The 21,303-nt window shown below is 38.9% G+C and carries 28 protein-coding genes, 1 tRNA gene and 2 pseudogenes; 22 read left to right on the top strand and 9 right to left on the bottom strand.

Annotation, left to right across the window (positions count from 1 at the left end; all coding sequences use genetic code 11):
• From AYJ55_RS20755 to AYJ55_RS20740, 4 genes are all read right to left on the bottom strand, one after another.
• The coding region (locus AYJ55_RS20755; RefSeq protein WP_162505777.1) for a hypothetical protein at positions 1-282 on the bottom strand (282 nt) is incomplete at its 3' end.
• A 356-nt stretch (positions 283-638) separates the two neighbouring features.
• Entirely contained in the window at positions 639-1,103 is a 465-nt protein-coding gene (locus AYJ55_RS29935; RefSeq protein WP_063657775.1) for an antA/AntB antirepressor family protein, read from the bottom strand.
• Positions 1,104-1,202: 99 nt separating this feature from the next.
• Positions 1,203-1,754, bottom strand: a complete 552-nt coding sequence (locus AYJ55_RS20745; protein WP_063657382.1) for a Rha family transcriptional regulator — start codon at positions 1,752-1,754, stop codon at positions 1,203-1,205.
• Between the two features lie 444 nt (positions 1,755-2,198).
• Complete coding sequence (locus AYJ55_RS20740) at positions 2,199-2,786, bottom strand: KilA-N domain-containing protein (protein WP_425393813.1); 588 nt, start codon at positions 2,784-2,786, stop codon at positions 2,199-2,201.
• Positions 2,787-2,885: 99 nt separating this feature from the next.
• Here AYJ55_RS20740 and AYJ55_RS20735 point away from each other — a divergent pair, with 99 nt between their 5' ends.
• Both AYJ55_RS20735 and AYJ55_RS20730 read left to right on the top strand, forming a co-directional pair.
• A complete protein-coding gene (locus AYJ55_RS20735) occupies positions 2,886-3,239 on the top strand; it encodes a CCDC90 family protein (RefSeq protein WP_063657381.1) in 354 nt (117 codons plus the stop codon).
• A gap of 8 nt (positions 3,240-3,247) precedes the next feature.
• Positions 3,248-3,320, top strand: a tRNA-Phe gene (locus tag AYJ55_RS20730).
• Here AYJ55_RS20730 and AYJ55_RS27195 read toward each other — a convergent pair.
• The 3 genes from AYJ55_RS27195 to AYJ55_RS20720 form a co-directional block, all read right to left on the bottom strand.
• Positions 3,299-3,556 (bottom strand): hypothetical protein, encoded by a 258-nt coding sequence (locus AYJ55_RS27195; RefSeq protein WP_063656976.1) that lies wholly within the window; start codon positions 3,554-3,556, stop codon positions 3,299-3,301. The genes AYJ55_RS20730 and AYJ55_RS27195 overlap by 22 nt on opposite strands.
• 348 nt (positions 3,557-3,904) lie before the next feature.
• Positions 3,905-4,144, bottom strand: a complete 240-nt coding sequence (locus AYJ55_RS20725) for a hypothetical protein (RefSeq protein ID WP_063657380.1) — start codon at positions 4,142-4,144, stop codon at positions 3,905-3,907.
• Positions 4,137-4,571, bottom strand: coding sequence for a transcriptional antitermination N peptide (locus AYJ55_RS20720; protein WP_245677405.1), 435 nt, complete (start codon positions 4,569-4,571; stop codon positions 4,137-4,139). The genes AYJ55_RS20725 and AYJ55_RS20720 overlap by 8 nt, the downstream gene beginning before the upstream one ends.
• Before the next feature lie 565 nt (positions 4,572-5,136).
• Between AYJ55_RS20720 and AYJ55_RS20715 the strand changes: the two genes are divergently transcribed.
• Entirely contained in the window at positions 5,137-6,342 is a 1,206-nt protein-coding gene (locus tag AYJ55_RS20715) for an IS256 family transposase (protein ID WP_063657774.1), read from the top strand.
• Here the strand turns inward: AYJ55_RS20715 and AYJ55_RS20710 are convergent.
• Together AYJ55_RS20710 and AYJ55_RS36435 are read right to left on the bottom strand one after the other, a co-directional pair.
• On the bottom strand, positions 6,332-7,324 hold the full coding sequence (locus AYJ55_RS20710) for a hypothetical protein (RefSeq protein ID WP_063657773.1): 993 nt from the start codon (positions 7,322-7,324) through the stop codon (positions 6,332-6,334). The two genes, AYJ55_RS20715 and AYJ55_RS20710, sit on opposite strands and share 11 nt — an antisense overlap.
• Before the next feature lie 47 nt (positions 7,325-7,371).
• Positions 7,372-7,782 (bottom strand): helix-turn-helix domain-containing protein, encoded by a 411-nt coding sequence (locus AYJ55_RS36435; protein ID WP_063657777.1) that lies wholly within the window; start codon positions 7,780-7,782, stop codon positions 7,372-7,374.
• A gap of 98 nt (positions 7,783-7,880) precedes the next feature.
• Here AYJ55_RS36435 and AYJ55_RS20700 point away from each other — a divergent pair, with 98 nt between their 5' ends.
• The 19 genes and pseudogenes from AYJ55_RS20700 to AYJ55_RS20610 all read left to right on the top strand — a co-directional run.
• Positions 7,881-8,084: a helix-turn-helix domain-containing protein gene (locus AYJ55_RS20700; protein ID WP_063657772.1), complete on the top strand. Its 204-nt coding sequence runs from the start codon at positions 7,881-7,883 to the stop codon at positions 8,082-8,084.
• 98 nt (positions 8,085-8,182) lie between these two features.
• Positions 8,183-8,500: a CII family transcriptional regulator gene (locus AYJ55_RS20695; protein WP_162505776.1), complete on the top strand. Its 318-nt coding sequence runs from the start codon at positions 8,183-8,185 to the stop codon at positions 8,498-8,500.
• 283 nt (positions 8,501-8,783) lie between these two features.
• Positions 8,784-9,809: a hypothetical protein gene (locus tag AYJ55_RS20690; RefSeq protein ID WP_063657771.1), complete on the top strand. Its 1,026-nt coding sequence runs from the start codon at positions 8,784-8,786 to the stop codon at positions 9,807-9,809.
• A 1-nt stretch (position 9,810) separates the two neighbouring features.
• A complete protein-coding gene (locus AYJ55_RS20685) occupies positions 9,811-10,662 on the top strand; it encodes an ATP-binding protein (RefSeq protein WP_063657770.1) in 852 nt (283 codons plus the stop codon).
• Positions 10,663-10,695: 33 nt separating this feature from the next.
• Positions 10,696-10,941 (top strand): DUF1187 family protein, encoded by a 246-nt coding sequence (locus AYJ55_RS20680; RefSeq protein ID WP_063657391.1) that lies wholly within the window; start codon positions 10,696-10,698, stop codon positions 10,939-10,941.
• Positions 10,942-10,960: 19 nt separating this feature from the next.
• Positions 10,961-11,920: a hypothetical protein gene (locus AYJ55_RS20675; RefSeq protein ID WP_063657390.1), complete on the top strand. Its 960-nt coding sequence runs from the start codon at positions 10,961-10,963 to the stop codon at positions 11,918-11,920.
• Positions 11,921-12,280 carry a RusA family crossover junction endodeoxyribonuclease gene (locus AYJ55_RS20670; RefSeq protein ID WP_063657769.1) on the top strand — a complete coding sequence of 120 codons (360 nt, stop codon included), beginning with the start codon at positions 11,921-11,923 and terminating at the stop codon, positions 12,278-12,280.
• Positions 12,281-12,356: 76 nt separating this feature from the next.
• Positions 12,357-12,734: an antiterminator Q family protein gene (locus AYJ55_RS20665; RefSeq protein WP_063657743.1), complete on the top strand. Its 378-nt coding sequence runs from the start codon at positions 12,357-12,359 to the stop codon at positions 12,732-12,734.
• A 324-nt stretch (positions 12,735-13,058) separates the two neighbouring features.
• The gene (locus tag AYJ55_RS20660; RefSeq protein ID WP_245677490.1) at positions 13,059-13,295 is read left to right on the top strand and encodes a phage holin family protein; all 237 of its coding nucleotides are present in this window, start codon (positions 13,059-13,061) and stop codon (positions 13,293-13,295) included.
• Positions 13,255-13,740 (top strand): lysozyme, encoded by a 486-nt coding sequence (locus AYJ55_RS20655; RefSeq protein ID WP_063653566.1) that lies wholly within the window; start codon positions 13,255-13,257, stop codon positions 13,738-13,740. Before AYJ55_RS20660 ends, AYJ55_RS20655 begins: the two co-directional genes overlap by 41 nt.
• Positions 13,707-14,156: a lysis protein gene (locus tag AYJ55_RS20650; protein ID WP_063657767.1), complete on the top strand. Its 450-nt coding sequence runs from the start codon at positions 13,707-13,709 to the stop codon at positions 14,154-14,156. Before AYJ55_RS20655 ends, AYJ55_RS20650 begins: the two co-directional genes overlap by 34 nt.
• Positions 14,157-14,326: 170 nt before the next feature.
• Positions 14,327-14,899, top strand: coding sequence for a hypothetical protein (locus tag AYJ55_RS20645; RefSeq protein WP_063655217.1), 573 nt, complete (start codon positions 14,327-14,329; stop codon positions 14,897-14,899).
• Complete coding sequence (locus tag AYJ55_RS20640; RefSeq protein ID WP_063657766.1) at positions 14,896-15,099, top strand: hypothetical protein; 204 nt, start codon at positions 14,896-14,898, stop codon at positions 15,097-15,099. Before AYJ55_RS20645 ends, AYJ55_RS20640 begins: the two co-directional genes overlap by 4 nt.
• An 18-nt stretch (positions 15,100-15,117) precedes the next feature.
• Complete coding sequence (locus AYJ55_RS20635) at positions 15,118-15,342, top strand: DUF2560 family protein (protein WP_063657170.1); 225 nt, start codon at positions 15,118-15,120, stop codon at positions 15,340-15,342.
• A gap of 16 nt (positions 15,343-15,358) precedes the next feature.
• Positions 15,359-15,769 (top strand): DNA-packaging protein, encoded by a 411-nt coding sequence (locus AYJ55_RS20630; RefSeq protein ID WP_063657169.1) that lies wholly within the window; start codon positions 15,359-15,361, stop codon positions 15,767-15,769.
• Entirely contained in the window at positions 15,753-17,192 is a 1,440-nt protein-coding gene (locus tag AYJ55_RS20625) for a PBSX family phage terminase large subunit (protein WP_245677489.1), read from the top strand. The genes AYJ55_RS20630 and AYJ55_RS20625 overlap by 17 nt, the downstream gene beginning before the upstream one ends.
• Before the next feature lie 2 nt (positions 17,193-17,194).
• Positions 17,195-19,396, top strand: a complete 2,202-nt coding sequence (locus AYJ55_RS20620; RefSeq protein ID WP_063657665.1) for a portal protein — start codon at positions 17,195-17,197, stop codon at positions 19,394-19,396.
• 10 nt (positions 19,397-19,406) lie between these two features.
• A pseudogene (locus tag AYJ55_RS20615) lies at positions 19,407-20,307 on the top strand (phage capsid protein).
• 33 nt (positions 20,308-20,340) lie between these two features.
• A pseudogene (locus tag AYJ55_RS20610) lies at positions 20,341-21,303 on the top strand (P22 phage major capsid protein family protein); the annotation flags it as partial.

The following is a 21,303-nucleotide window of genomic DNA, read 5'->3' as shown; positions in this document are numbered from 1 at the left end:
GACCTCCTCGAACTGAAATAGCATCCTGTTTTTTCTGGTTTTAATCTCCGCGACTAATAACTCGATTTCATTTTGTGAAAAGGACGAATCCAGTAGCAGAGTGATAATTTTTTCTTTAAGATGGCGTTTTTTCGCCTTTTCAGATTTAAGGGCATGATGATTTTTTCCATAAGCTTTTAGTTGCAGTGATAAAGCGATTAGCCATATATCTTGTCGTTGGGTATCAATCGCTAACTTTGCTGCCTGTCTTGCCAGCGCTAGCAGGATGTTGTCTTTGTTCATCGTTACCCTTATGCCACCTGACTATATTTGTCGTGAGTGAATTCGCCGTTCCAGTCTTTCTTCATCGGTAGCTTACTTTTGAGGTATTGGTTATATAGCCATGAAGCCCCTTTTTTAGCAGAACGATTTTATAACACTGGTGTTTCCCGTAATCGTTTGTCATGATGAAGGGTGATTCGGTTAGATAGGTATCTCTCGCATAAGAATGAACACGCCAGACATGAGCCTTGCTGATATCCTTTTCTGCATCGTAGAGAAATGACGCGATTCCAGAAAAAGGTTGACCTGGTTAATATTTACGCCATTAAGCTGCTTGCAGAATTGAACAGGTGTCATACCAATCTGAAACAGGTTTTTTAGACTATCGATTTCGGTTTCAAGCTGTTGAACCTGTACCCTAACAGTTGAACTTTTTTATGCTGCTCAGCCCATGCAATTGCAGATTCAGCAGGGTCAATGAAATTAGGTAAGCCTAAAGTTGTTGGGTTATTGGGTAATTGTGATTGTAAAATTCGTCTTTCGCATTCAATGAAGTACTGTCTGGCCTGTTTCCCTTTTTCGTTGCGTTCAACCATGGATAGTTCTTTCGCCATATCGAGGGAGATGTGGTATTCCTTTGCTGGACGACCGCCATTTGGGGTTTTTGATAAATTTATCAAAAAGTCCTGATGTTCAATAAAACCGTATTGTTGGATGCGGTCTTTTATCCAATTAGCAAACTCCTGCTTGCTTTCCAAAAATGAATGTAAATCACGGGTATTAACAGTCTGGATTAATTCACCATTGATGTTTTTTGTTTCGATGTTGATTAAATTTGACATAAGGATATCCCTCAAAGTTAATTGATGAATGAATATTGGTATTTATTAATGTGGTGCACGCTTCCGTTTGAAACGGAGACGTGCTCGAGGAAAATTAAGCTATTCTGATAGTTTTTTGATTAATTCATCTTTATGAATAATCATATAACCCGCGCGACGGCCAATTTCAAACAATGACTCTAGTGATGCAACATATTCATTGTCATGAATGACTCTTGCGCTATCTACTTTACCATTTGGAAGTAAGGTGAGAAGAACTTTATTTGTTGCTCCGGTTACAGCGATAGAATTGTGTAATTCAGCTTCCATGCGATTAAAGGTATTGATGTAGTTTATTTTCCATTTTAAAGCTTTTTTACCCGTGAAGCCCATCGCGATCAAAACGAATGCATCTCGGGTAAGTTCGTAGTAGGGAGTTTTTCGTAGTGCTCCATTTGCAACTTCGATCTCTAAGAACATCTCGTTAAAATTAACGACATGATACTCATCATCACATTCAGAAATTGTTGATCGAATTTTCTTGAGTACGTTGTCGTGAGTTTTTTGGAAGTATTCAGCAATAGCAATTGATGTTGTTACTGTTTTACCATTATTAATGTATACGTTTGGAGATGCCGTTGAAGCATCAATGGATAGTTTTGGAGTGGTCATTTTTATGTCCTCGTTGATTTATTAAAACCCACTGTTCAGATGGGCGGTCGGGTACTTGAACACCGCAACGAGACGGCCAACAGTTTTCCCCTTTTCAGGGTTTTGTATATTCTGTTCACTACCCGACCATAATCTATGGACGTAAAAAAACCGCTAAACTGTCGGGTGCGGATATCCGCTCGTTGAAGGTGTGTTCAGCACCTGATATAGAATATAGCGCATGATTTCTTTTTTCGTCAATGGTTTATTATGCTGCAATTCCGTTCATCATGAGACCTAACAATCTAGGAAATTGGTTATCATAAAAATGAGGCTGAGTCTGACGAGGATGATTTGGGTCTGTTAGGTTTTTGCCAAACTGTAATCCTTTTTCTGTCAGTGACCAGAATAATTTTTCTTTATCAGGATGTTTGCTACTTGGACGTGATTTACGCTCAACAATACCTAATAATTACAGACGTTTAAAGCCAGATGGTGGGCTGTAAGGCTTGCCATGCAGTATAAAAGCTCCGTAAAAGAGTGCGTCACTTCGCTTGAACCCGTTAAACTCCCTTCTGGTGCATCAACAGCATAAGCGGGAAGGATATCCGGCATACCAAGTGAATTTTGTAGCTTTTTCATTGCACCAAGCATACCAGAAGGTGCGATACGCAATTCTTGTTTGCAGAATGCCAGCATTGCTAATCCAGCCTGAACTTTATCGGTTAGTGGTTGGATAGGTGTAGAAATAACTTCATCAAACGTCCGGATAACTTTGAGATGGAAAGCTGCACTAATCCACATGGCATAAGCATAAACCAGTTCTTTAGCAACGTAGGTTCCCTGCTCTGTACCTCCTTTAATAACCGATGGGGGAATTCCACCATCGCTTACGAATTGAGCAACTAATTCTTGAGTCTTATCATTGGCGAGCCAATACTTAGGTCTATCCTTTTCTAATTCTCCTGCGGCTTTATGTAAATCATTCAGACAATAACGCCCGAAAGCGTTTTGATGAACAACGGTATTTTCAATAACAACTAATTTAGACATAACGGTTTCTCCGTGAGTAAACGAATTAAGGTATTAACGTGAAAGATTTTGCAGATTGCAGACTAAACCCGTTATACTTACCAAAAAGGAGGATTTCCTATGGGTCAGGTTGCATTTGATACACTACAGGCATCAGAAGAGCTTCAAACGGCTGGACTTACTAGTCAGCAAGCTAAAGCTATTTCACTTGTTGTACGTAGATCGCATGAAGTTGCGGATGTAGCAACTAAAGCTGATATTGCTGACGTTAAACGTGACATAGCTGATGTCCGTAAGGACTTATCTGCTGAAATAACCAATGTTCGTAAAGACATGGAAATAGTCCGTAAAGACCTACAACTTGAAATGTCTGGTATTCGTGCTGAACAAAAGTTAATTCGCTGGATGTTAGGTGCGGGTATTTTAGGTATTCTCTCTCTGGTGGTTAAAGCTTTCTTGATGCCCGCACTATAATTAACATTGGGCTGTTAGCTGAATGGTAGAGCAGTAGATAAAATTTACTTATTGCAGGTTCAAGTCCTGCACAGCCCGCCAATTTCACGATATATCTTCATCAGTCTTAAATTCTCTTTTTTAAGACGCTTATTTTCTTTTGTTAAGCACTGTATAATTTCTTTGAAAGTTTTTGTTTCCATGTCGTCGTCATTCCATATATCAATGCTGCTTAAGTATTTTGCATCGCTCAAATGACGACTACCATTAGTAATCCCAACCAGATTACCCATATTGGGATGCTTTGCCGTTACAATGCGTGGATTGTCCAATCTCATTATGTGTACTCCTTGTTAACATTTGCTGAAAAGTTAGGATGTGTGCCAAGTGCCTCTTGGTGTCCGATTACAGTCATCACGGTCGGGTAAACGCAATCAAACTATATTTAGCTATTTGAAAGATAATTTATAGAATGTTGACTGTCCCGCGAGCGCAGAGCCGCATTCACACATCCTGAAACTAATTTGATTGCCAGATATTTCTGGCGCGTCAGGCTCGCTCCCTCTGTGTAATCCAACAACACACAAAACAGGAATAATGATCACCTTAATAAGACATTGATTATATTATGAATTGTTTATTTATGATTAATAAAAAGAAAGGATTTGATTTTGTGAATTGATTAATTATGCTCCTATCAGATGGAATTCAATGTCTTCAGGTTCGCAGAAGTCGATATTATCATAAATTCCGTATTTGCTTGCTATATCAAGAATTGCATCATTCATCTTGCTGGATGTCATTTGTGAATCGATAATTCTTTCAAATTTTTTATAATCTTCTTCGTTCATATCTACTATATAGTTACACTTTGCTCTAACATCAGCAACAATTTGAACCTTAATCGTTTTGTTATTCTCAAACATTAGCAGTTACTCCGAAGTTGAGCTTAGGTTTATTTTTAAACCTTTTAGCAGTGTATAAAGCTATTTCAGGCAAACAGCAATTATCAAATGAGTCATAAACTTTAGTTAGGCGTATTGATATTGCTTTTTCTACACGACTCATCATTTTTCTTTTTAGTGAAAGAATAGGGCGTTTAGGATTTGGAGTTGTTAGTTGGTTAGATTTTTTAGATGGGTTCAACGCTGCTTTCAATGCCAAATTAAGCGCTTTGTTATAGTTATAGGCTGCTCGCTTGGCGCTTCTACGCTCATGTCTACGACAGCGAGCATTATCATAACCATGAAAGTTACACATATTACCTCCTGACAATGGGTTTTGGTGGTGTGTGCCGGAGGTATCCGGATTATATTTACAGTCATATTGGTAGTACCCTGGTGTTGGTTTCAACTTTATGGCTGCAATTTGGTTATTTCACACACCCCAAAACCGACTGTTTGGGTGTTTTATGGTTCGCTTTTTCAGCGAAATGGTGTTAAAGAGCGGTATTGCTTAACTGTCGTCACTTGCCTTCATGTTCATACGCCTCAGGCTGGCTACTTGGCAACGTCTGGCAAGGTTTCAGATAACTCGTGGTATTGTCTGGCGTTTGCCTGTTGCAGTGAGTTGATGCGATCATAATCACATATCGTGTTTATTTTGTCAAACACAAATTGTGTTTATTTTGGTAAAAAATATCATCATGATTTTAAAAGAATTATTTTTGTCAGCGATAAAAAAGGATTGTTAAAACAAAAAAGAAGGCTAAATCTATGGTTATTATTAAGGTATGGGTTAAATATGTTGAGATGGGAGTGTATATGGGGTAGTGGGTGGTGAGAGGGCAATAAAAAAACCTCGGGGACGAGGGTTATTTTGTTTGATATGCTTCAATCGTCGAAGCAACAGCCCGTTCTATTAGGTAGTGTTCAAAAATCTGTGTCATATCTTAAACTCAAAAAAAGAGGTATGACATATGAGAAATCAATCATTTAATTTTGATGAAGCGTTGAAGCAATTACAATCAGGTAAAAATTTACTCGGTACGGATGGAATACTCACACCACTCATAAAACAGCTGACCGAAGCTGCCCTGCAGGCAGAAATAGAACACTACCTATCGACAACGTCAATCGATACGCGTAAAAATGGCTATACTCGAAAAACGGTTAAATCGACATCAGGTCAATTTGAACTGAAAACGCCCAGAGACAGGTCAGGTGCTTTTGAGCCTCAGCTCATTAAGAAAAATCAGACAAAATTATCAGAGGATATTGATAACAAAATCCTATCGTTATTTGCATTAGGCATGAGTTATCGTGATATTCAAAAACATGTTGCAGAATTATATGGACTGGAAATATCAGATGGAGCTATTACGCATATTACTGACAAATTACTCCCTGAATTAAAAGCCTGGCAACAACGCCCTCTGGAGGCGCTCTATCCTTTTGTCTGGCTCGATGCCATTCATTACAAGATAAAACATGATGGTCACTATATCAATAAAGCAATCTACACAGTACTTGGACTAACCACCGATGGGCATAAGGAATTGTTAGGACTCTATATGTCTGAAACAGAAGGAGCACATCATTGGCTGAGCGTTCTGACTGACTTACATAACCGTGGTATACAAGATATTTTAATCGCTTGTGTTGACGGATTAAAAGGGTTTCCAGAAGCGATAGCCAGTATTTTCCCGCAGACAGAAGTTCAGCTATGCGTAGTTCATCAAATTCGCAATAGCTTACGTTATATTGCCAGTAAAGACCAAAAAGCCTTTATGGCTGATTTAAAGCCGGTTTATCGTGCAGATACTAAAGCGGCTGCTGAGCTTGCCCTTGATGAACTGGAAACGAAATGGGGTGAAAAATACCCGATAGTGCTAGAATCCTGGCGAAGTAAATGGGAGTTGCTCAGTGCTTATTTTCGATACCCTAAAGCCATTAGAAAACCCATTTATACGACCAATGCAGTAGAGGCGGTTCATCGGCAGTTTAGGAAATTAACTAAAACCAAAGGGGCTTTTCCTAATGAAAACAGCTTATTAAAATTACTTTATATTGGCATCAATCAGGTATCCAACAAATGGACTATGCCGATTAGTAACTGGGCGTTAACCATTGCTCAATTGTCCATCTATTTTAAAGGGCGCCTAGATGGTATAATCAAAATATAAAATCCCCTGACACAGAATTATGAACACCCTCTTCTATTACTCCAGCGCGGGTTTTATACGAGCCCTGCACTGCTACATGCTTATCTTTTTTGAAAGCATCAAAGAGAATATCTATTTCAGTTTGTGAGATAAATCCGGTATTGATATACATTGTGAATGAATGATTAGAGTCTATTTCACTACAAGTAACAGTAAGTTTTTCTGGGCTACGTTTAATCCCCTCTATAAGTAAAACCTTAGTTGAATCTATTGTTTGTAGTTTTGTGGTTGGATTGGCGATAAATTCGTTAAGTTCTTTATTGTCCAATACAGAATTGTTTATTGTTGATGATATTTCAACTTTATTAGCATCAGAAAATGGTTTTAATACTTTCTCATAAGCTTGAGATGCTTTTGCTTCTACTTCGTCAAGTATTTGTGGATTGATGTTGTTGATCCTTAGTGCTTCAATCATACCTTCTTTAAGTATTCTCTGGGTTTCAATTGAAGCTGATAATTGTTCTTTTGTTTTTTCTAGTTGAAGTTCTTTGTCTGTATTTTTATCGAAGCAAAAATATCCAGTAAAAGCTAACACGGTAACTATATAACATATCGCTTTTACGTTTCCGCTCATACCTTCTGTCATCCTGTTGAATGCATTTATAATATTTTCCCATTTAGCAAGAATTTTAGTGCTTCCATGCTCAATTACAAAGGTTATTTCTAAGGCATCTTTTTCGGAATTCTTTAAAGATTTCAGGTTATCTGTTCCATATTTAATTATACAATATGTTTTTAATAACTCATTATGAAAATCACGTAATCCATAGCATATTGAAGAAGTAAGAACACCTTCAAATTGTTTGCCTTCACCATACGCTTTTATGCACACATTACTTAATTCAGAAAGATTTATTCTATTTGCATCAATCAATTCACCATTCTTGATGTTATCAATAACTTTACATATTTTTTCAATATTTTTAATTTTTATTATATCCATTTAATATTAATCATCCTATTATAAAAATGAATTTTTTGTCACCCACCTCACGATGCTCTTTTTGACTTCTTCTCTTTTTCTTTCATTTCTTTATAAATTCGTTCAAGATTAGCCCTAGTCTCAGCAATTTCTTTCAAGTAATTTTTTTGTTTTTCTTCTGTCAGGGCGTTGAACATTTCTAAAAGATTTTCTTCTGTTTTAGATAAAACCTTTCCTTTTTTTGAAAAATTATCTAACTGATCATCATTACTAAAAAGTAAATCAGCGGCGGAAATTCCTAATATTGGAGCTATCCTGATTGCATCATCAACACTGATTTTTCTGTCACCTAATTCATAATTTCCAATTCTTGACGCAGACGAATACCCGCACAACTTTGCTAGTTGTGCTTGACTCAATCCTCTGGCTTCTCTCAATAATTTAAGCCTTTTACCAATTCTTTCATGTAGGTTTTTCATAATGTAATTTTTAACACATATTGTGATATTTGTATTCAAACAAATCGTGATTGACTATTAATCACATTTTGTGTTTAATATGTCATTAGGGGGATACAATGAACAATATTGCAAACGAGAGAAAAAAATTAGGAATTTCTCAAAATGTATTAGCTGCATCGATTGGCTGGAAACAGACAAGATTAGCTAACTACGAACTGAACAAAAGAAAACCAAAACTTGATGATTGTCGAATCATAGTTAAGGCTCTAAAAAATTTCGGTTCTAGCTGTATTTTAGATGACATTTTTCCACCAAAATAAATTATAAACACCGCTCTTTAACAACCTGGCCTCCCTGAAATTGGGAGATTTTTTAAATTCCCAGCCCATCGGGAGGGAATACTATTTATCTGAAACTTATGGAATTAATTATAGACATGGAAACCACAATTACACGCAAATCAAATGCAAAAAATATTGAAGCCCGAATACGCAATGGCATTCAGGCACATTCAGCAATAAGAATTGCTCACGCTATTGGCATAAACCCCTCTCAAATCACGAGATGGCAGTCAGAGGATGGAATAATCCCAAAGATGGCAAGACTGCTTGATTGCATGGGGTACGATTCACCGAAGCAGGATTTAGTCATAACAAATATCTCAGGTGAAGAGATACGCAAACTGATAGACATGCTGGAACATTTGAGATTGCCAAAAAAGAAGCTTCAAGGTTAAAAAACGATGAAGCTTTTGAGAATTGTAATGAGCTTTGTGTTTGATGAAGAAAGTTTAGTATTTCAAGGAGAAGGGAAACGACGAATTTCCCTTTTTTTCTTTCAATTTCAGCGAGGTCATTATGCCAAGAAATCGCCGATTTATCAATAAAAACCATGAAGAAAAAGCCCATCCAGATAGTCCTGATGGGCTATTGGTTGCTGCATCAAAAAACAAAGATTTTGCCCGTCGGTTAGTATCAAAGTCCTGAAAAAGTTACAAATTCACTAAAAGAGATAACGTTATGGCAAGAGCAAGAAATATCAAACCTGGTTTTTTCAGCAATGATGATTTAGCTGAGTGCGAACCATTAGCAAGACTTTTGTTCGCGGGATTATGGACGATTGCGGATAGAGAAGGTCGTCTTGAAGATAAGCCCCGTAAAATAAAAGCAATGGTATTACCTTATGATGAAGCGGATTGTGAAAAGTTATTGTCCCAGTTACACAGTAAAAATTTTATCACTCGGTATTCAGTTGATGGGAATGACTACATCCAAATTAATAATTGGAAAAAACATCAAAATCCTCATTGTAAAGAGTCACCCAGTGAAATCCCTGAACAGATTACTCAATTTATTGATAATAAAGCGGCATCAGAAAAGCACCATACTAATACAGTGCAAGAATCTGACAAGCACTTAAAACCTAAAACCCAACAAACGAACGAACAAAATTTAAACACTTCTCATGTTGGTTATAATCAATCGACATTGACTTCTAAACAGGATGAACAGCCAAACAATTTGTCGCCGACTGTTGTTCAGGAACATGATGGATTATTTCAAGCTACTGAAAAACAAGATAAAAAAGAAGAGTACCGTACAAGTACAGTGCAAGCACCATACAAGCACAGTTTTAATCCTGCTGATTCCCTTAACCTGATTCCTGATTCCCTTAACCTGATTCCCTATAACACCCAAGCCGAAAAAATGGCTTGTGAGGATGAAGGGGAAGAAATATCTGCTGATGTTCATTCGATGTCAGAAAAATATGCGTTTGAGGGAAAGGTGATACGCCTGAATCACAAAGACTTCGCTGATTGGCAAAAACTTTACCCCAATCTCGATCTGCCCAGTGAATTACTGAGGCTGGATATTGAATATCAACACGACAAACCGAAGAAATGGTTTATCACCACGAGTCAGAAACTGAATTACCAGAATAAACAGGCTGTAAGAAATCCTGTTCGAAAGGTTTCAGGTATGGTGACTAATTTTTCGCATTTTGATTATGGTCAAACCGAAATTCCATCATGGGCGGAGGTGTAACATGGGTTATCGAACAAAAATCGAATCATTGAAAATTCGGTTGGAAGATACACTTCAAAAACCGAAAGTGATAGAAAATACTGTCGTGCAGGAGATAACTGTCACTTGTGAAAAACACGGAGAATATCAAACTTACAAGCGAAAATTGTTGAGTCTGAGAGGGATGGAAACACAAGGTGAATGTCCTGAATGCCTGAGAGAAAAAATAATAGCGCTAGAGCAGGAGTATCAAGCGGTTGAGCTCAAGCGAGTTCATCAAGAAAAGCTTAATTTACTAAAATTTTTCAATGTTCCGAAACGGTTTGATATGGCTTCACTGGATAACTATGAACCCATCAATAGTTACGCCAGACAGTGTTTAGCTGTTTGTAAGTCCTATGCTGCAAAATGGCCTGAAAGGTTGAAACAAGGCGGAGGATTGGTTATGTGTGGTAAGCCAGGGACAGGAAAAAACCATTTGGCAATTGGAATAGGGAAATCGATTATTGAAAACTTCATGGCTTCGGTCAGGCTGACATCAGCTATTAAAATTGCCCGAAACTTTAAGGCAACATGGGCGAAGGATTCAGAAGAACGTGAGTCAGATGTAATTGAAATGTACGCTTCACCAGACCTGCTTATTATCGACGAGGTGGGTGTCCAATTCGGTAGTGATGTGGAAAAAATGATTTTATTTGAAATTATTAACTGTCGTTATGAAAATTTAAAACCAACGATATTAATTAGTAATTTGCCCAAGGAAGAATTAGCAACCTTTGTTGGCGAGCGAGTTATGGACAGGATGAATGACGGAGGGGGTTGTACACTAACGTTCACTTGGGAAAGCTACCGTTCACGCAGACAAGCCGCTTAGTTTACTGTTAGATTATTCGTATCAGGAAACCCAATGAAATACCAAATCGAAGCAACCATTGTTAAAAATGGCGGCGAACCCGTGTATTGGCAGCACTATAGTGACAAAGCACTATCAGAACAGGATTGCCTGAAAATCTTATCCCAGCCGTCCATGTTTAGAATGCAATTTAAAGAAATTGATTATTACTGGACGGGAGGCAGTGCTGGAAAGCGTGACAAATTGCCAAAAGTGTTAATAGAAAACTTCACCTGTAATCCGCTAAACCCCACCAAATAAAAATCAAATAGGCAAAAATATGAAAATTCAAAGCAGGGAAAATCGCCGTGAAGGATACCTTTGTGTCCAAAGTGAGGACTTCAATATATTTAACCTCCGAAAAGCGGTTATTTCGGGGAACTGGTCAGTCATTAACAACGGTATCTGTACATTAACGGATTTAGGACTGAGGCACGATGGTAATGGGTTAGTGTGGCTTAATTCGGGGATTTCCGTTCATGAGGCAGATAGTGATACCGGATTCACCGGAGGATATAAAAAATCTTATGAATATCAAGCATCGTTATGCCCAGATAGGCCATTGGAAAATAAGGTTTTTTCACGTGGCGTGCATTCACATAAAGTTGATGATTACTGTCTTTTGATACTTAACCGCTCTGATTCATGGGTTGAATATTGGAATCGTAAAAATGGAAAAGCGTTAAGAACTTTTGCAGTGCAGATATTAACAAATGAAAGACAAGACGCTTTCGATAATTGGGTTATCTATCGACATCCTAGACAACATGATAAATATACAGTAATTAACATTGAACACAATAAGGCATTGGTCAAAGAGTATGTTCGTCATGGCTGGTTATGTGAATCAACCTATGAACTTTCTTTGTTGGTAAAAAGTAATAATGAGTTTAGTCGATTAATGGCACGGCTTGGTTATATTAAAGTTCGTACACGTAAAATTACGGGCCATAAAGAAACATTCTGGGTATACCGAGGTGCAGAGAAGGAAATTAAAGAATCCAAAGCAAGAAAAACGTTATGTCCATCTAATGCATTGATATATAAGGATAATAATAAATTTGTGCAGTATGCAAAACAACCAATGAAAGCTTTTAAACACATCCTTGTCGATGGTGAATACCGCTATGTTTATGAAGACCACATCCACTTTTTGACGAAAAAGCGTCAACGAATAGCAGGTAAACAGTTAACCGGTTATACCGCTAAAGGGGTGGAGATGAGAGAGATTAAGCTATGAATGAAAACTTATAACATCACCGTTCCTTTTCCCCCTTCTGTCAATCACTACTGGTATCACGCCAAACACAACAAACACTTCATCACCGCAAAAGGCAAATTATATCGTCAGTCGGTAGTCGCTGAAATAATGCGTCAAAAGCTCTGTAAACGATTATCTCAACGTTTGGGGGTTGAGATAGGAGTATATCCACCTGACCGTCGTAAGCGAGATTTAGATAACCTGATGAAAGCACCGATTGATGCACTTTGTCATGGCAGTTTGATAGTTGATGATTCTCAGATAGATGTGTTGCACGTTGAGCGAAAGGAAATCGTTAAGGGCGGAAAATTAATTATCACCATTTGGGAAATCAAATAATCAAGAAACCACCATTACTATTCAACGCAGGGCATTGAGACCATGCCTCAATTCATATTTTGCCGGAGGGGAATTAATGCGTGACATTCAGCAGGTATTAGTTCGCTGGGGAGCTTGGGTAGCTGATAATAGAGAAGATGTGTATTGGTCACCTGTTGCAACAGGATTTAAAGGATTAATTCCGCTCAAAATAAAATCCAAGCCCCAGTGCTGCGAAGATGATGCCATGATTATTTCAAGCTGTATGGCTAAACTAAATCAAAAAAACAGGGATATCCACGATTTACTCTTTGAATACTATGTATTTGGTAAAACATTTATCCAATTAGCTTATGAACACCATTGCTCAGATACGCATATAGGAAAAAAATTACAAAAAGCAGAAGGGGTGATTGAAGGTATGTTGATGATGCTGAATATAAAACTGGAGATGGATCCGGATGTACAAAAATAGCATAAAAATACTTTACGATCGTAAAAATCCTGATATTGTGATAAGAGTGACAACAACGTCAGCTAACTTATGAGCCTCGCTTTTGCGGGGTTTTTTGTTGCTTCATTAACCAAATAATAATATCTTATCAACGCACTACTTTTTGTAAGCTCGTATGGTACATATAAGGTAAATAAGGCAGTAGTGCATAGCCCCATGTGAAAACGTGGGGTTTTTCGTTTACGCCACCGCAATACTCACACAAACAATCATCAAAACGAGTAAGGCGGCTGGCTCCCTGTTCAATTCAAAGCAATGGAACCCTCAACGGGAGGGTATATGCGTATGTTTGAAAAATACTCAACACCTGCCGCCTATCTGTGGGGCATCATGACCACCATCGGGGGAGTCATGACAACGATTTTTGATTTTTTTACCCTTGAGCAGTGGGTAGCTGTGATGGGTATTGTCTGCACGATAGGGACATTTTTTATCAACGTGTACTACCGCAAAAAGGAGTACAGACTCAAGGAACGTCAGTATGAAGATACCGAAAAAAATATTGATGGCAACGGGCGGTAGTGCGCTGTTTTTAGCCTCAGCGATGATAACGCATTTCGAAGGGCTGAGACTTAAGCCCTATTTTGACGGTGGCGGTATTCTTTCTGTTTGCTACGGGCACACAGGCAAGGATATTGTGCGTAACCGGATGTACACGCAAGAAGACTGCGATAAGTGGCTTAATGACGATTTAAAAGCCGTTAAACGTTATGTTGACCCGTTGATTAAGGTCAATATCAACACGCTAACACAGGCAGCCCTTTACTCATTTGCTTATAACGTGGGCGTGGGTAATTTTGCCAAATCGACCTTGTTCAAAAAGCTCAACAACAATGACCGAAAAGGGGCATGTGATGAGATGAAGCGGTGGGTTTATGTGAAAGGCGAAGTTTGGAAAGGGCTAATTACCCGTCGGGAAATTGAGAGCGTAATATGTTATGGCGACCTTACTCATTTATCGGAGTGATTATTGCAGGGTTAATTCTCTCACTTATTTTTATCAACTACCGTTATCAAACCATCAGGCAAAACTACCAAACATTAAAACAGCAATATCACGCACAAATTGAAGCCGTGAAACGGCAACAGCAAAAAATCGATACCTTACATCAACTCAATATTCAACACACCGAGGAACTGAATAATGCCAAAACAGAGCTTGATAAGCTGCATGATGCTGTTCGTGCTGGTAACAAGTGGTTGCGCCTCAACGCCGTGTGTCGTACATCCAAAACCGCTACCCCCCAGAGCCGACATGATGAAGCCACCCCACAACTTGGTGAGGCAGCTCGAGAAGATTATTTCCGTCTCAGAGCGATGATAGCTGAGAACGAAAAGCAGACGGAATATCTACAGCAGTACATCAAAACACAGTGTCACTGAATCGGTCATTGGCACGTTCAAATCTTAACAATCTCAGCGCCACGCACGCGCATCAATAAAACACAGAACCTTATAGAAAGTCGAGCCTGAAGAACGCCGTTTAAAATGGTGCTTTTCTGTGGGCGGCTGTTCTGTGCGCGCAGGTTCGATTTTCTATAAGGAAAAGTACGATGAAATTAGTAACAACTAAAAATGACAATTTTTTAGTAACAGAAATGCCAACAATGACCAGTCTGGAAATGGTGGATTACATTAATGCTGACCGGAAATCAAAAGCGGAAGCAGAAGCATTAACGTTTCCTTGCAAAAAATATCGTAAATTACAGCACAATAATTTTATGGCAAAAGTACCCAAAGTTCTTGGAGAAACATCTGCTAAATTTTTAGCTGATGATATTTTCACCACTGGAAACGGTGCCCAGTCTATTCGAAAAATTTACCGATTTCCAAAACGTGAAGCCTGTCTAATGGCAATGAGCTACAGCTATGAGTTGCAGGCTAAAATCTATGACTACATGACGGAGTTGGAAGAAAATAAAGGATTAGCTTTTACTATTGAGCAATTACAAAATATTGTTGCTACAGCCAGAAAAGAGTCTGATAAAGACTCTTCGGATGCTGGTCGTCGATTACGTAAGCGTCAAGATGATTTACCCATTCTTAAAAAAGCTGAAAAAACAGTAATGGAGTTATCTCAAATCCCCCTTGATTTAATTGGTGGGAGCATGAGGTTAGAAGGATGACTCCTGAGCAATTCATCGAAGCCAATGTTAAGGCCGAGTTAATCAAGCTCGGCTTTTCTAACTCTGTAGCCAGTTTAGCAACAAATGAAGCTATCCGGTACTACCGCAAACAGCCAGCGAGTAAACGAGGCAAGATGCTAGAAGATTGTCTAAATCAGGCTAAACGATGGGCAATGAGTGCGGCTAAACATAAATATTAATTCGAAATAGGTGAAATGATGAAAGAAATAACCGCAGAACAACAAGTGCGTCTTGATATTTTAAGATTGGTATTACTTGATACAGCAGCAGCACAAATCACCATCGATTTTGTGAAAGACGAGAAGCTGAAATTTGAGATATTTAAGGATTTATGGCACGAATCCGGCGCAGAAAGTACACCTGTCGCCCGTGCGCAAAAGTCAATTCAAAAAGGGAAAGAGGCTTTACTCCTTTTCCAGTAAACCTAGAGAGTAACTTATGGTGAGCAAAAAGAAAATTGGACGCCCAAGTAAGTTAGCCATGAGTCTTGAAAAGGCCAAGGCCTATTTAATGGGCGAATATAAAACAGTAGGGGATGTTGTGCCTAATATCGCTGGTTTAGCTTGTTATCTCAATATTTCTCGATCGACAATTTATGAATGGTCATCAACAAATGTTGAATTTTCGGACATCGTTGAAGGAATTCTCGCATTGCAAGAAAATAAATTGCTAAATTCTGGTTTGAAAGGGGAATTCAATCCTACTATTGCCAAATTGATGCTAAGTAAGCATGGATATGCTGATAAACAAGAAACTGAATTGTCAGGTAAAAATGGCGGCGCAATTGAAACGGACAACAAAATTAGTATTGAATTTATAGGAATGACTATAAGTGAAGGTGCAAATTAGTGAAAAGTTCGCGCCAATGTTTAAACCGAAACGCATAAAAGTTTACTTTGGTGGTCGTGGCGGCATGAAAACGCTTTCTTTCGCTAAGATAGCATTAATAACAGCATCGATTAATAAACGTAGGTTTTTATGCTTACGTGAGTTTATGAATTCAATTGAAGATTCTGTACACGCTGTTTTACAAGCGGAAATAGAAACTTTGCGATTACAAAACCGATTTCGCATTCTTAATAATTATATTGAAGGTATAAATGATTCTATTTTTAAATACGGACAATTAGCACGTAATATAGCTTCTATCAAGTCAAAGCATGATTTTGATGTTGCATGGATAGAAGAAGCTGAAACAGTATCTGAAAAGAGTCTTGATATACTTATACCGACAATACGAAAGCCTGGTTCTGAGCTGTGGTTTTCATTTAATCCGGCAGAAGAAGATGGCGCTGTATATAAGCGTTTCGTTAAGCCTTACAAGGAAATAATTGATGTTCAAGGCTATTACGAAGACGATGACTTATATGTCGGCAAAGTGAGTTACCTGGATAATCCCTGGTTATCCGAAGAACTCAAAAATGATGCTGAGAAGATGAAACGTGAAAACTATAAAAAATGGCTTCATGTTTACGGTGGCGAGTGTGATGCTAATTATGATGATGCATTAATTCAGCCTGAGTGGGTGGATGCTGCGATCGATGCTCACATCAAGTTAGGACTTAGGCCAAGAGGCATTCGTGTTGTTACCTTTGACCCTGCCGATTCTGGTCAGGATGAAAAAGCATTATCAAAACGCTATGGCGTGCTTGTTGAGGATTGTGTGAGTTGGTCAGAAGGTGATGTGGCAGATGCAACTATTAGGGCTTTTGATGAAGCATTTGACTATCGAGCTGATGATTTTATTTATGACAACATTGGTTTAGGTGCGGGTACAGTAAAAACTCATCTAAGACAGAGTAACGATGGTAATAAGATGGTTGTAACTGGCTTTGGCGCTGGTGATTCTCCTGATTATCCTAATGAAATATATGTTCCAGGGAATGGTGAATATATTTCATCAACAAATAATGATGACAGAACTAACCGTGATACGTTTAGAAATAAACGCGCGCAATATTGGGTTTATTTGGCAGATAGATTTTATAAAACCTGGCGCGCAGTTGAAAAGAGAGAATATATCGATCCGGATGAGTTGATAAGCCTATCATCAAAAATAAAAAAACTATCACAAGTTAAGTCTGAATTGGTTAAACAACAACGAAAACGCACCGCGGGTAATCGATTAATCCAATTGATTAGCAAAGAGAAGATGAGATCAAAAGGAATAAAATCACCCAATATGGCTGATACCCTCATGATGTCATTTGCTAATCCCATTCGTTTAAAAGAAGACACTGAAATATTCGTTCCCTCATCTTCTAGTTGGTAATTATGGCTGAAACATTACATAAAAGACATGAGCAAATTATGCTCAGATTTGACCGTGCGCACTTATCGCAAAAAGAAGTAAGAAGTAAATGTATTGAGGCGACAAGATTTGCGCGAGTTCCTGGTGGGCAATGGGAAGGCGCAACGGCCGCTGGATCTGAAGTAAAAGAACATTTTGAGAAATATCCCAAATTTGAAATCAATAAAATATCTAATGAATTAAACAGAATAATTAGCGAATATCGCAATAATCGAATTACGGTGAAATTTAGGCCTGGTGACAAGGAAGCTAGCGAAGAATTAGCCAATAAATTAAATGGGTTATTTCGTGCTGATTACGAAGAAACCGACGGTGGTGAGGCATGTGATAATGCATTCGATGATGCAGCGACAGGTGGATTTGGTTGTTTCAGGCTGACGACAAATTTAGTCAATGAACTTGAACCCATGGATGAAAGACAGCGTATTCGCTTGGAGCCAATATACGATCCTGCCCGCTCCGTTTGGTTTGATCCTGACGCAAAGAAATATGATAAGTCTGATGCTGAATGGGCTTTCTGTATGTATTCACTGTCAGTTGATAAATACAAAACTGAATACAATAAAGATCCGTCGACGTTAGATAGCAGAATTGAGAAAACTTGGGATTATGACTGGTTTGATAATGATGTTGTTTATATTGCCAAGTATTATGAAGTAAAAAAAGAATCCGTCGATGTTATTAGTTTTAGCAATCCCTTCACTAATGAAAAAGTCACCTATGACAGTGATCAACTTCAACTTGTTCAGGATGATCTTGAAGACATAGGCTTTATCGAGGAAGCTCGGCGAACCATAAAGCGCAAACATGTTTATGTCTCAGTGATTGATGGTGATGGATTCCTCGAGAAAGCTCAACGAATACCAGGTGATCATATTCCGTTAATTCCAGTCTATGGTAAGCGGTGGTTTATCGATGATATTGAGCGAGTTGAGGGGCATATAGCAAAAGCCATGGATGCACAACGGTTGTATAACTTACAAGTGTCGATGCTGGCAGATTCTGCGACTCAGGATACGGGCTCAATTCCGATTGTTGGTAAAAGTCAGATAAAAAAACTGGAGAAATATTGGGAAACTAGAAATAAGAACAGACCCGCTTTTTTACCATTAAATGAGATTGTTGACAAACAAGGCAATATTATTGCGCCACCAACGCCAATAGGATACACCCAACCGCAGCCACTCAATCAGGCAATGGCGGCATTATTACAACAAACCAGTAGTGATATTCAGGAAGTAACCGGTTCAAGTCAGGCTATGCAACAAATGCCAAGCAATATAGCTAAAGAGACGGTTAATAATCTGATGCATCGTTCTGATATGTCCTCATTTATTTACCTTGATAACATGGCCAAAAGTCTTAAGCGAGCAGGTGAAGTTTGGTTATCGATGGCACGTGAAGTCTATGGTTCAGACAGAGAAGTCCGTATTGTTAATGATGATGGTACGGACGATATAGCGTTAATGTCGGTTGCCATCAAAGATAAGCAGACAGGACAAGTGGTAGCGATGAATGACTTATCGACGGGGCGTTATGATGTCACCGTTGATGTGGGGCCATCTTATACAGCGAGACGTGATGCTACTGTTTCAGTTCTGACTAATCTGTTGGCTGGAATGTTACCGCAAGACCCAATGCGTGCAGTTGTTCAGGGGATTATTCTAGACAATATGGACGGGGAAGGGCTCGACGAGTTCAAAGATTACAATCGCAAGCAGTTATTAACTCAAGGCGTTGTTAAGCCTCGTAATGCAGAAGAAGCCCAAGTTGTTGATCAGGCTCAACAGCAAGCCCAACAACCTAATGCTGAACTTGTAGCCGCTCAAGGGGTATTGATGCAAGGGCAAGCTGAAGTTCAGAAAGCGAAGAACGAAGAGTTGTCTATTCAGGTTAAAGCTTTTCAGGCTCAGACTGAGGCTAGAGTAGCAGAAGCCAAAGTTGTTCAGATTCTTGCCTCTGCTGATAGTACAAAGCGCTCTGAAATTAGAGAAGCGCTAAAAATGTTACATCAATTCCAGAAAGAACAAGGCGACTCATCACGAGCAGATGCCGAGTTAATTCTAAAAGCAACCGATATGCAGCATAAGCAAAGCTTAGATGTTGCGAAAACTATTCAATCACAAAATAACCAACAGTCTCCTGCGGACTTCTCGCAGAGTTAAGGGGTAATAGATGGAAAACGAACTGATCATTGATGGTCAGGCTGTACCTATGTCTGAAAATCAGAAACGACAACAGCTAGAAACAACAGAACAAACAAAGCAAGTTAGTGAGAGTAACACCACTGACAATGCTGAAATTGTGACTGGTGAATCATCTGAAGTAAAACCAGATCAGAACGTCGATCAGGAACAAGATTACTCCTTGCAGATCGGCGATGAAGAAATCTCGCTGGCTGATGACGATGATTCAATTGAAGGAAAGCCAGCTCCTAAGTGGGTTAAAGAACTTAGAAAAGGATTTAAAGAAACACAGAAAGAAAATCGCGATTTGAAACGACAGCTTGAGGAATTGACAACCAAGCAGTCTTATCAATCGCCAGTGAATCATGATAACGTTATTCCTGCTAAACCCACCTTGGAATCATGTGATTATGATGAAGAAGTCTATGAAAAAGCACTGACAGATTGGCATGAGAAAAAAAGCCATGTCGAACAAAAAAAACAAGCGCAGCAAAGGCAGCAACAAGAAGTTCAGGAACGATTTATTCAGCGTTTAAAATCCCATCAACAACGTGCAGCTAAATTACCCGTAAAAGATTATACGGAGATGGAAGAGGTTGTACGTTCAGAAGTTCCAGTACTACAACAGGAAATTTTAATTCATGCTGCTGATGAGGGAACAGAACTTATCGCCTATGCACTTGGAAAAAACAAAGCATTACGCCAGCGGCTTACCGCTGAGAATGATCCTATCCGAGCCGCGTTTCTGTTAGGTCAAATTAGCCAGAAAGGTAAAACTGGCACCCAAACCTAAAAAAACACCTAAGCCTGAACCCGAGCTAAAAGGTGGCGCCGGAAACGTGAAATCCGATGAGTTTAACAAATTGTGCCCAGGTGCAATTATTGAATAAGAGTAAAAAAATGGCAATAATCTAGACTCAAATATTAGTCAAATCGTTTTAAAAAAATTCTTACCCGGTTTTATGTCGGATATTGTTTTGTGTAAAACCGTTGACAGGCAATTATTATCGGGTGAGATAAACTCAAACACGGGCGACAGTGTGAGCTTTAAGCGTCCGCATCAATTCAAGTCTGAAAGAACAGAGACAGGTGACATTACGGGGAAAGATAAAAATGGTCTTATCTCTGGCAAAGCGACAGGCAAAGTCGTAAATACATCACGGTGGCTGTTGAATGGACACAAATTGAAGAAGCGTTAAAGCTTAATCAGCTTGAACAAATTCTATCACCGATTCATGAGCGTATGGTGACTGATCTTGAAACAGAATTAGCCCATTTCATGATGAACAATGGTGCGCTATCGCTAGGCTCACCGAATACACCGATAAAGAAATGGTCAGATGTGGCTCAAACGGCCTCATTCATAAAAGATATTGGCATTAAAACCAGTGAAAACTACGCCGTCATGGATCCGTGGTCAGCCCAACGGCTTGCCGATGCACAAACTACTATCTCCGCTGAACCTTTAGTGCGTTCAGCTTGGGAAAACGCGCAAATAACAGGTAATTTTGGGGGGATCCGTGCATTAATGTCTAATGGTCTTGCATCAAGAGAGCAAGGGGATTTTGACGGAACAATCACAGTGAAAACAGCGCCTAACGTTGATTATCTTTCTGTTAAGGATTCCTACCAGTTTACGATAACATTAACTGGAGCAACACCGAGTAAGACAGGTTTTTTAAAAGCCGGTGATCAGCTTAAATTTACGTCTACTCACTGGTTAAATCAGCAAAGTAAGCAAACGTTATATAACGGATCGACAGCAATCAGTTTTACAGCAACAGTGCTGGAAGAGACTGACTCTACATCTTCTGGTGATGTTACTGTCAAATTATCGGGTGTTCCAATTTATGATGAAAAAAATGCCCAATACAATGCCGTTGATG

Origin of the sequence: Candidatus Arsenophonus triatominarum (assembly GCF_001640365.1) — a bacterium.
In the GTDB taxonomy this organism is placed as follows: Bacteria; Pseudomonadota; Gammaproteobacteria; order Enterobacterales; family Enterobacteriaceae; genus Arsenophonus; species Arsenophonus triatominarum.
Note: the sequence above shows the minus strand (reverse complement) of the source record. Positions and strands in the feature narration are given on the sequence as shown.

Excerpts from the sequence above, each read along its gene's own strand:
- AYJ55_RS29935 (WP_063657775.1), bottom strand. The coding sequence starts at position 1,103 with ATGTCAAATTTAATCAACATCGAAACAAAAAACATCAATGGTGAATTA.
- AYJ55_RS20745 (WP_063657382.1), bottom strand. The coding sequence starts at position 1,754 with ATGACCACTCCAAAACTATCCATTGATGCTTCAACGGCATCTCCAAAC.
- AYJ55_RS20740 (WP_425393813.1), bottom strand. The coding sequence starts at position 2,786 with ATGTCTAAATTAGTTGTTATTGAAAATACCGTTGTTCATCAAAACGCT.
- AYJ55_RS20735 (WP_063657381.1), top strand. The coding sequence starts at position 2,886 with ATGGGTCAGGTTGCATTTGATACACTACAGGCATCAGAAGAGCTTCAA.
- AYJ55_RS27195 (WP_063656976.1), bottom strand. The coding sequence starts at position 3,556 with ATGAGATTGGACAATCCACGCATTGTAACGGCAAAGCATCCCAATATG.
- AYJ55_RS20725 (WP_063657380.1), bottom strand. The coding sequence starts at position 4,144 with ATGTTTGAGAATAACAAAACGATTAAGGTTCAAATTGTTGCTGATGTT.
- AYJ55_RS20715 (WP_063657774.1), top strand. The coding sequence starts at position 5,137 with ATGAGAAATCAATCATTTAATTTTGATGAAGCGTTGAAGCAATTACAA.
- AYJ55_RS20710 (WP_063657773.1), bottom strand. The coding sequence starts at position 7,324 with ATGGATATAATAAAAATTAAAAATATTGAAAAAATATGTAAAGTTATT.
- AYJ55_RS36435 (WP_063657777.1), bottom strand. The coding sequence starts at position 7,782 with ATGAAAAACCTACATGAAAGAATTGGTAAAAGGCTTAAATTATTGAGA.
- AYJ55_RS20700 (WP_063657772.1), top strand. The coding sequence starts at position 7,881 with ATGAACAATATTGCAAACGAGAGAAAAAAATTAGGAATTTCTCAAAAT.
- AYJ55_RS20695 (WP_162505776.1), top strand. The coding sequence starts at position 8,183 with ATGGAATTAATTATAGACATGGAAACCACAATTACACGCAAATCAAAT.
- AYJ55_RS20690 (WP_063657771.1), top strand. The coding sequence starts at position 8,784 with ATGGCAAGAGCAAGAAATATCAAACCTGGTTTTTTCAGCAATGATGAT.
- AYJ55_RS20685 (WP_063657770.1), top strand. The coding sequence starts at position 9,811 with ATGGGTTATCGAACAAAAATCGAATCATTGAAAATTCGGTTGGAAGAT.
- AYJ55_RS20680 (WP_063657391.1), top strand. The coding sequence starts at position 10,696 with ATGAAATACCAAATCGAAGCAACCATTGTTAAAAATGGCGGCGAACCC.
- AYJ55_RS20675 (WP_063657390.1), top strand. The coding sequence starts at position 10,961 with ATGAAAATTCAAAGCAGGGAAAATCGCCGTGAAGGATACCTTTGTGTC.
- AYJ55_RS20670 (WP_063657769.1), top strand. The coding sequence starts at position 11,921 with ATGAAAACTTATAACATCACCGTTCCTTTTCCCCCTTCTGTCAATCAC.
- AYJ55_RS20665 (WP_063657743.1), top strand. The coding sequence starts at position 12,357 with ATGCGTGACATTCAGCAGGTATTAGTTCGCTGGGGAGCTTGGGTAGCT.
- AYJ55_RS20660 (WP_245677490.1), top strand. The coding sequence starts at position 13,059 with ATGTTTGAAAAATACTCAACACCTGCCGCCTATCTGTGGGGCATCATG.
- AYJ55_RS20655 (WP_063653566.1), top strand. The coding sequence starts at position 13,255 with ATGAAGATACCGAAAAAAATATTGATGGCAACGGGCGGTAGTGCGCTG.
- AYJ55_RS20650 (WP_063657767.1), top strand. The coding sequence starts at position 13,707 with ATGTTATGGCGACCTTACTCATTTATCGGAGTGATTATTGCAGGGTTA.
- AYJ55_RS20645 (WP_063655217.1), top strand. The coding sequence starts at position 14,327 with ATGAAATTAGTAACAACTAAAAATGACAATTTTTTAGTAACAGAAATG.
- AYJ55_RS20640 (WP_063657766.1), top strand. The coding sequence starts at position 14,896 with ATGACTCCTGAGCAATTCATCGAAGCCAATGTTAAGGCCGAGTTAATC.
- AYJ55_RS20635 (WP_063657170.1), top strand. The coding sequence starts at position 15,118 with ATGAAAGAAATAACCGCAGAACAACAAGTGCGTCTTGATATTTTAAGA.
- AYJ55_RS20630 (WP_063657169.1), top strand. The coding sequence starts at position 15,359 with ATGGTGAGCAAAAAGAAAATTGGACGCCCAAGTAAGTTAGCCATGAGT.
- AYJ55_RS20620 (WP_063657665.1), top strand. The coding sequence starts at position 17,195 with ATGGCTGAAACATTACATAAAAGACATGAGCAAATTATGCTCAGATTT.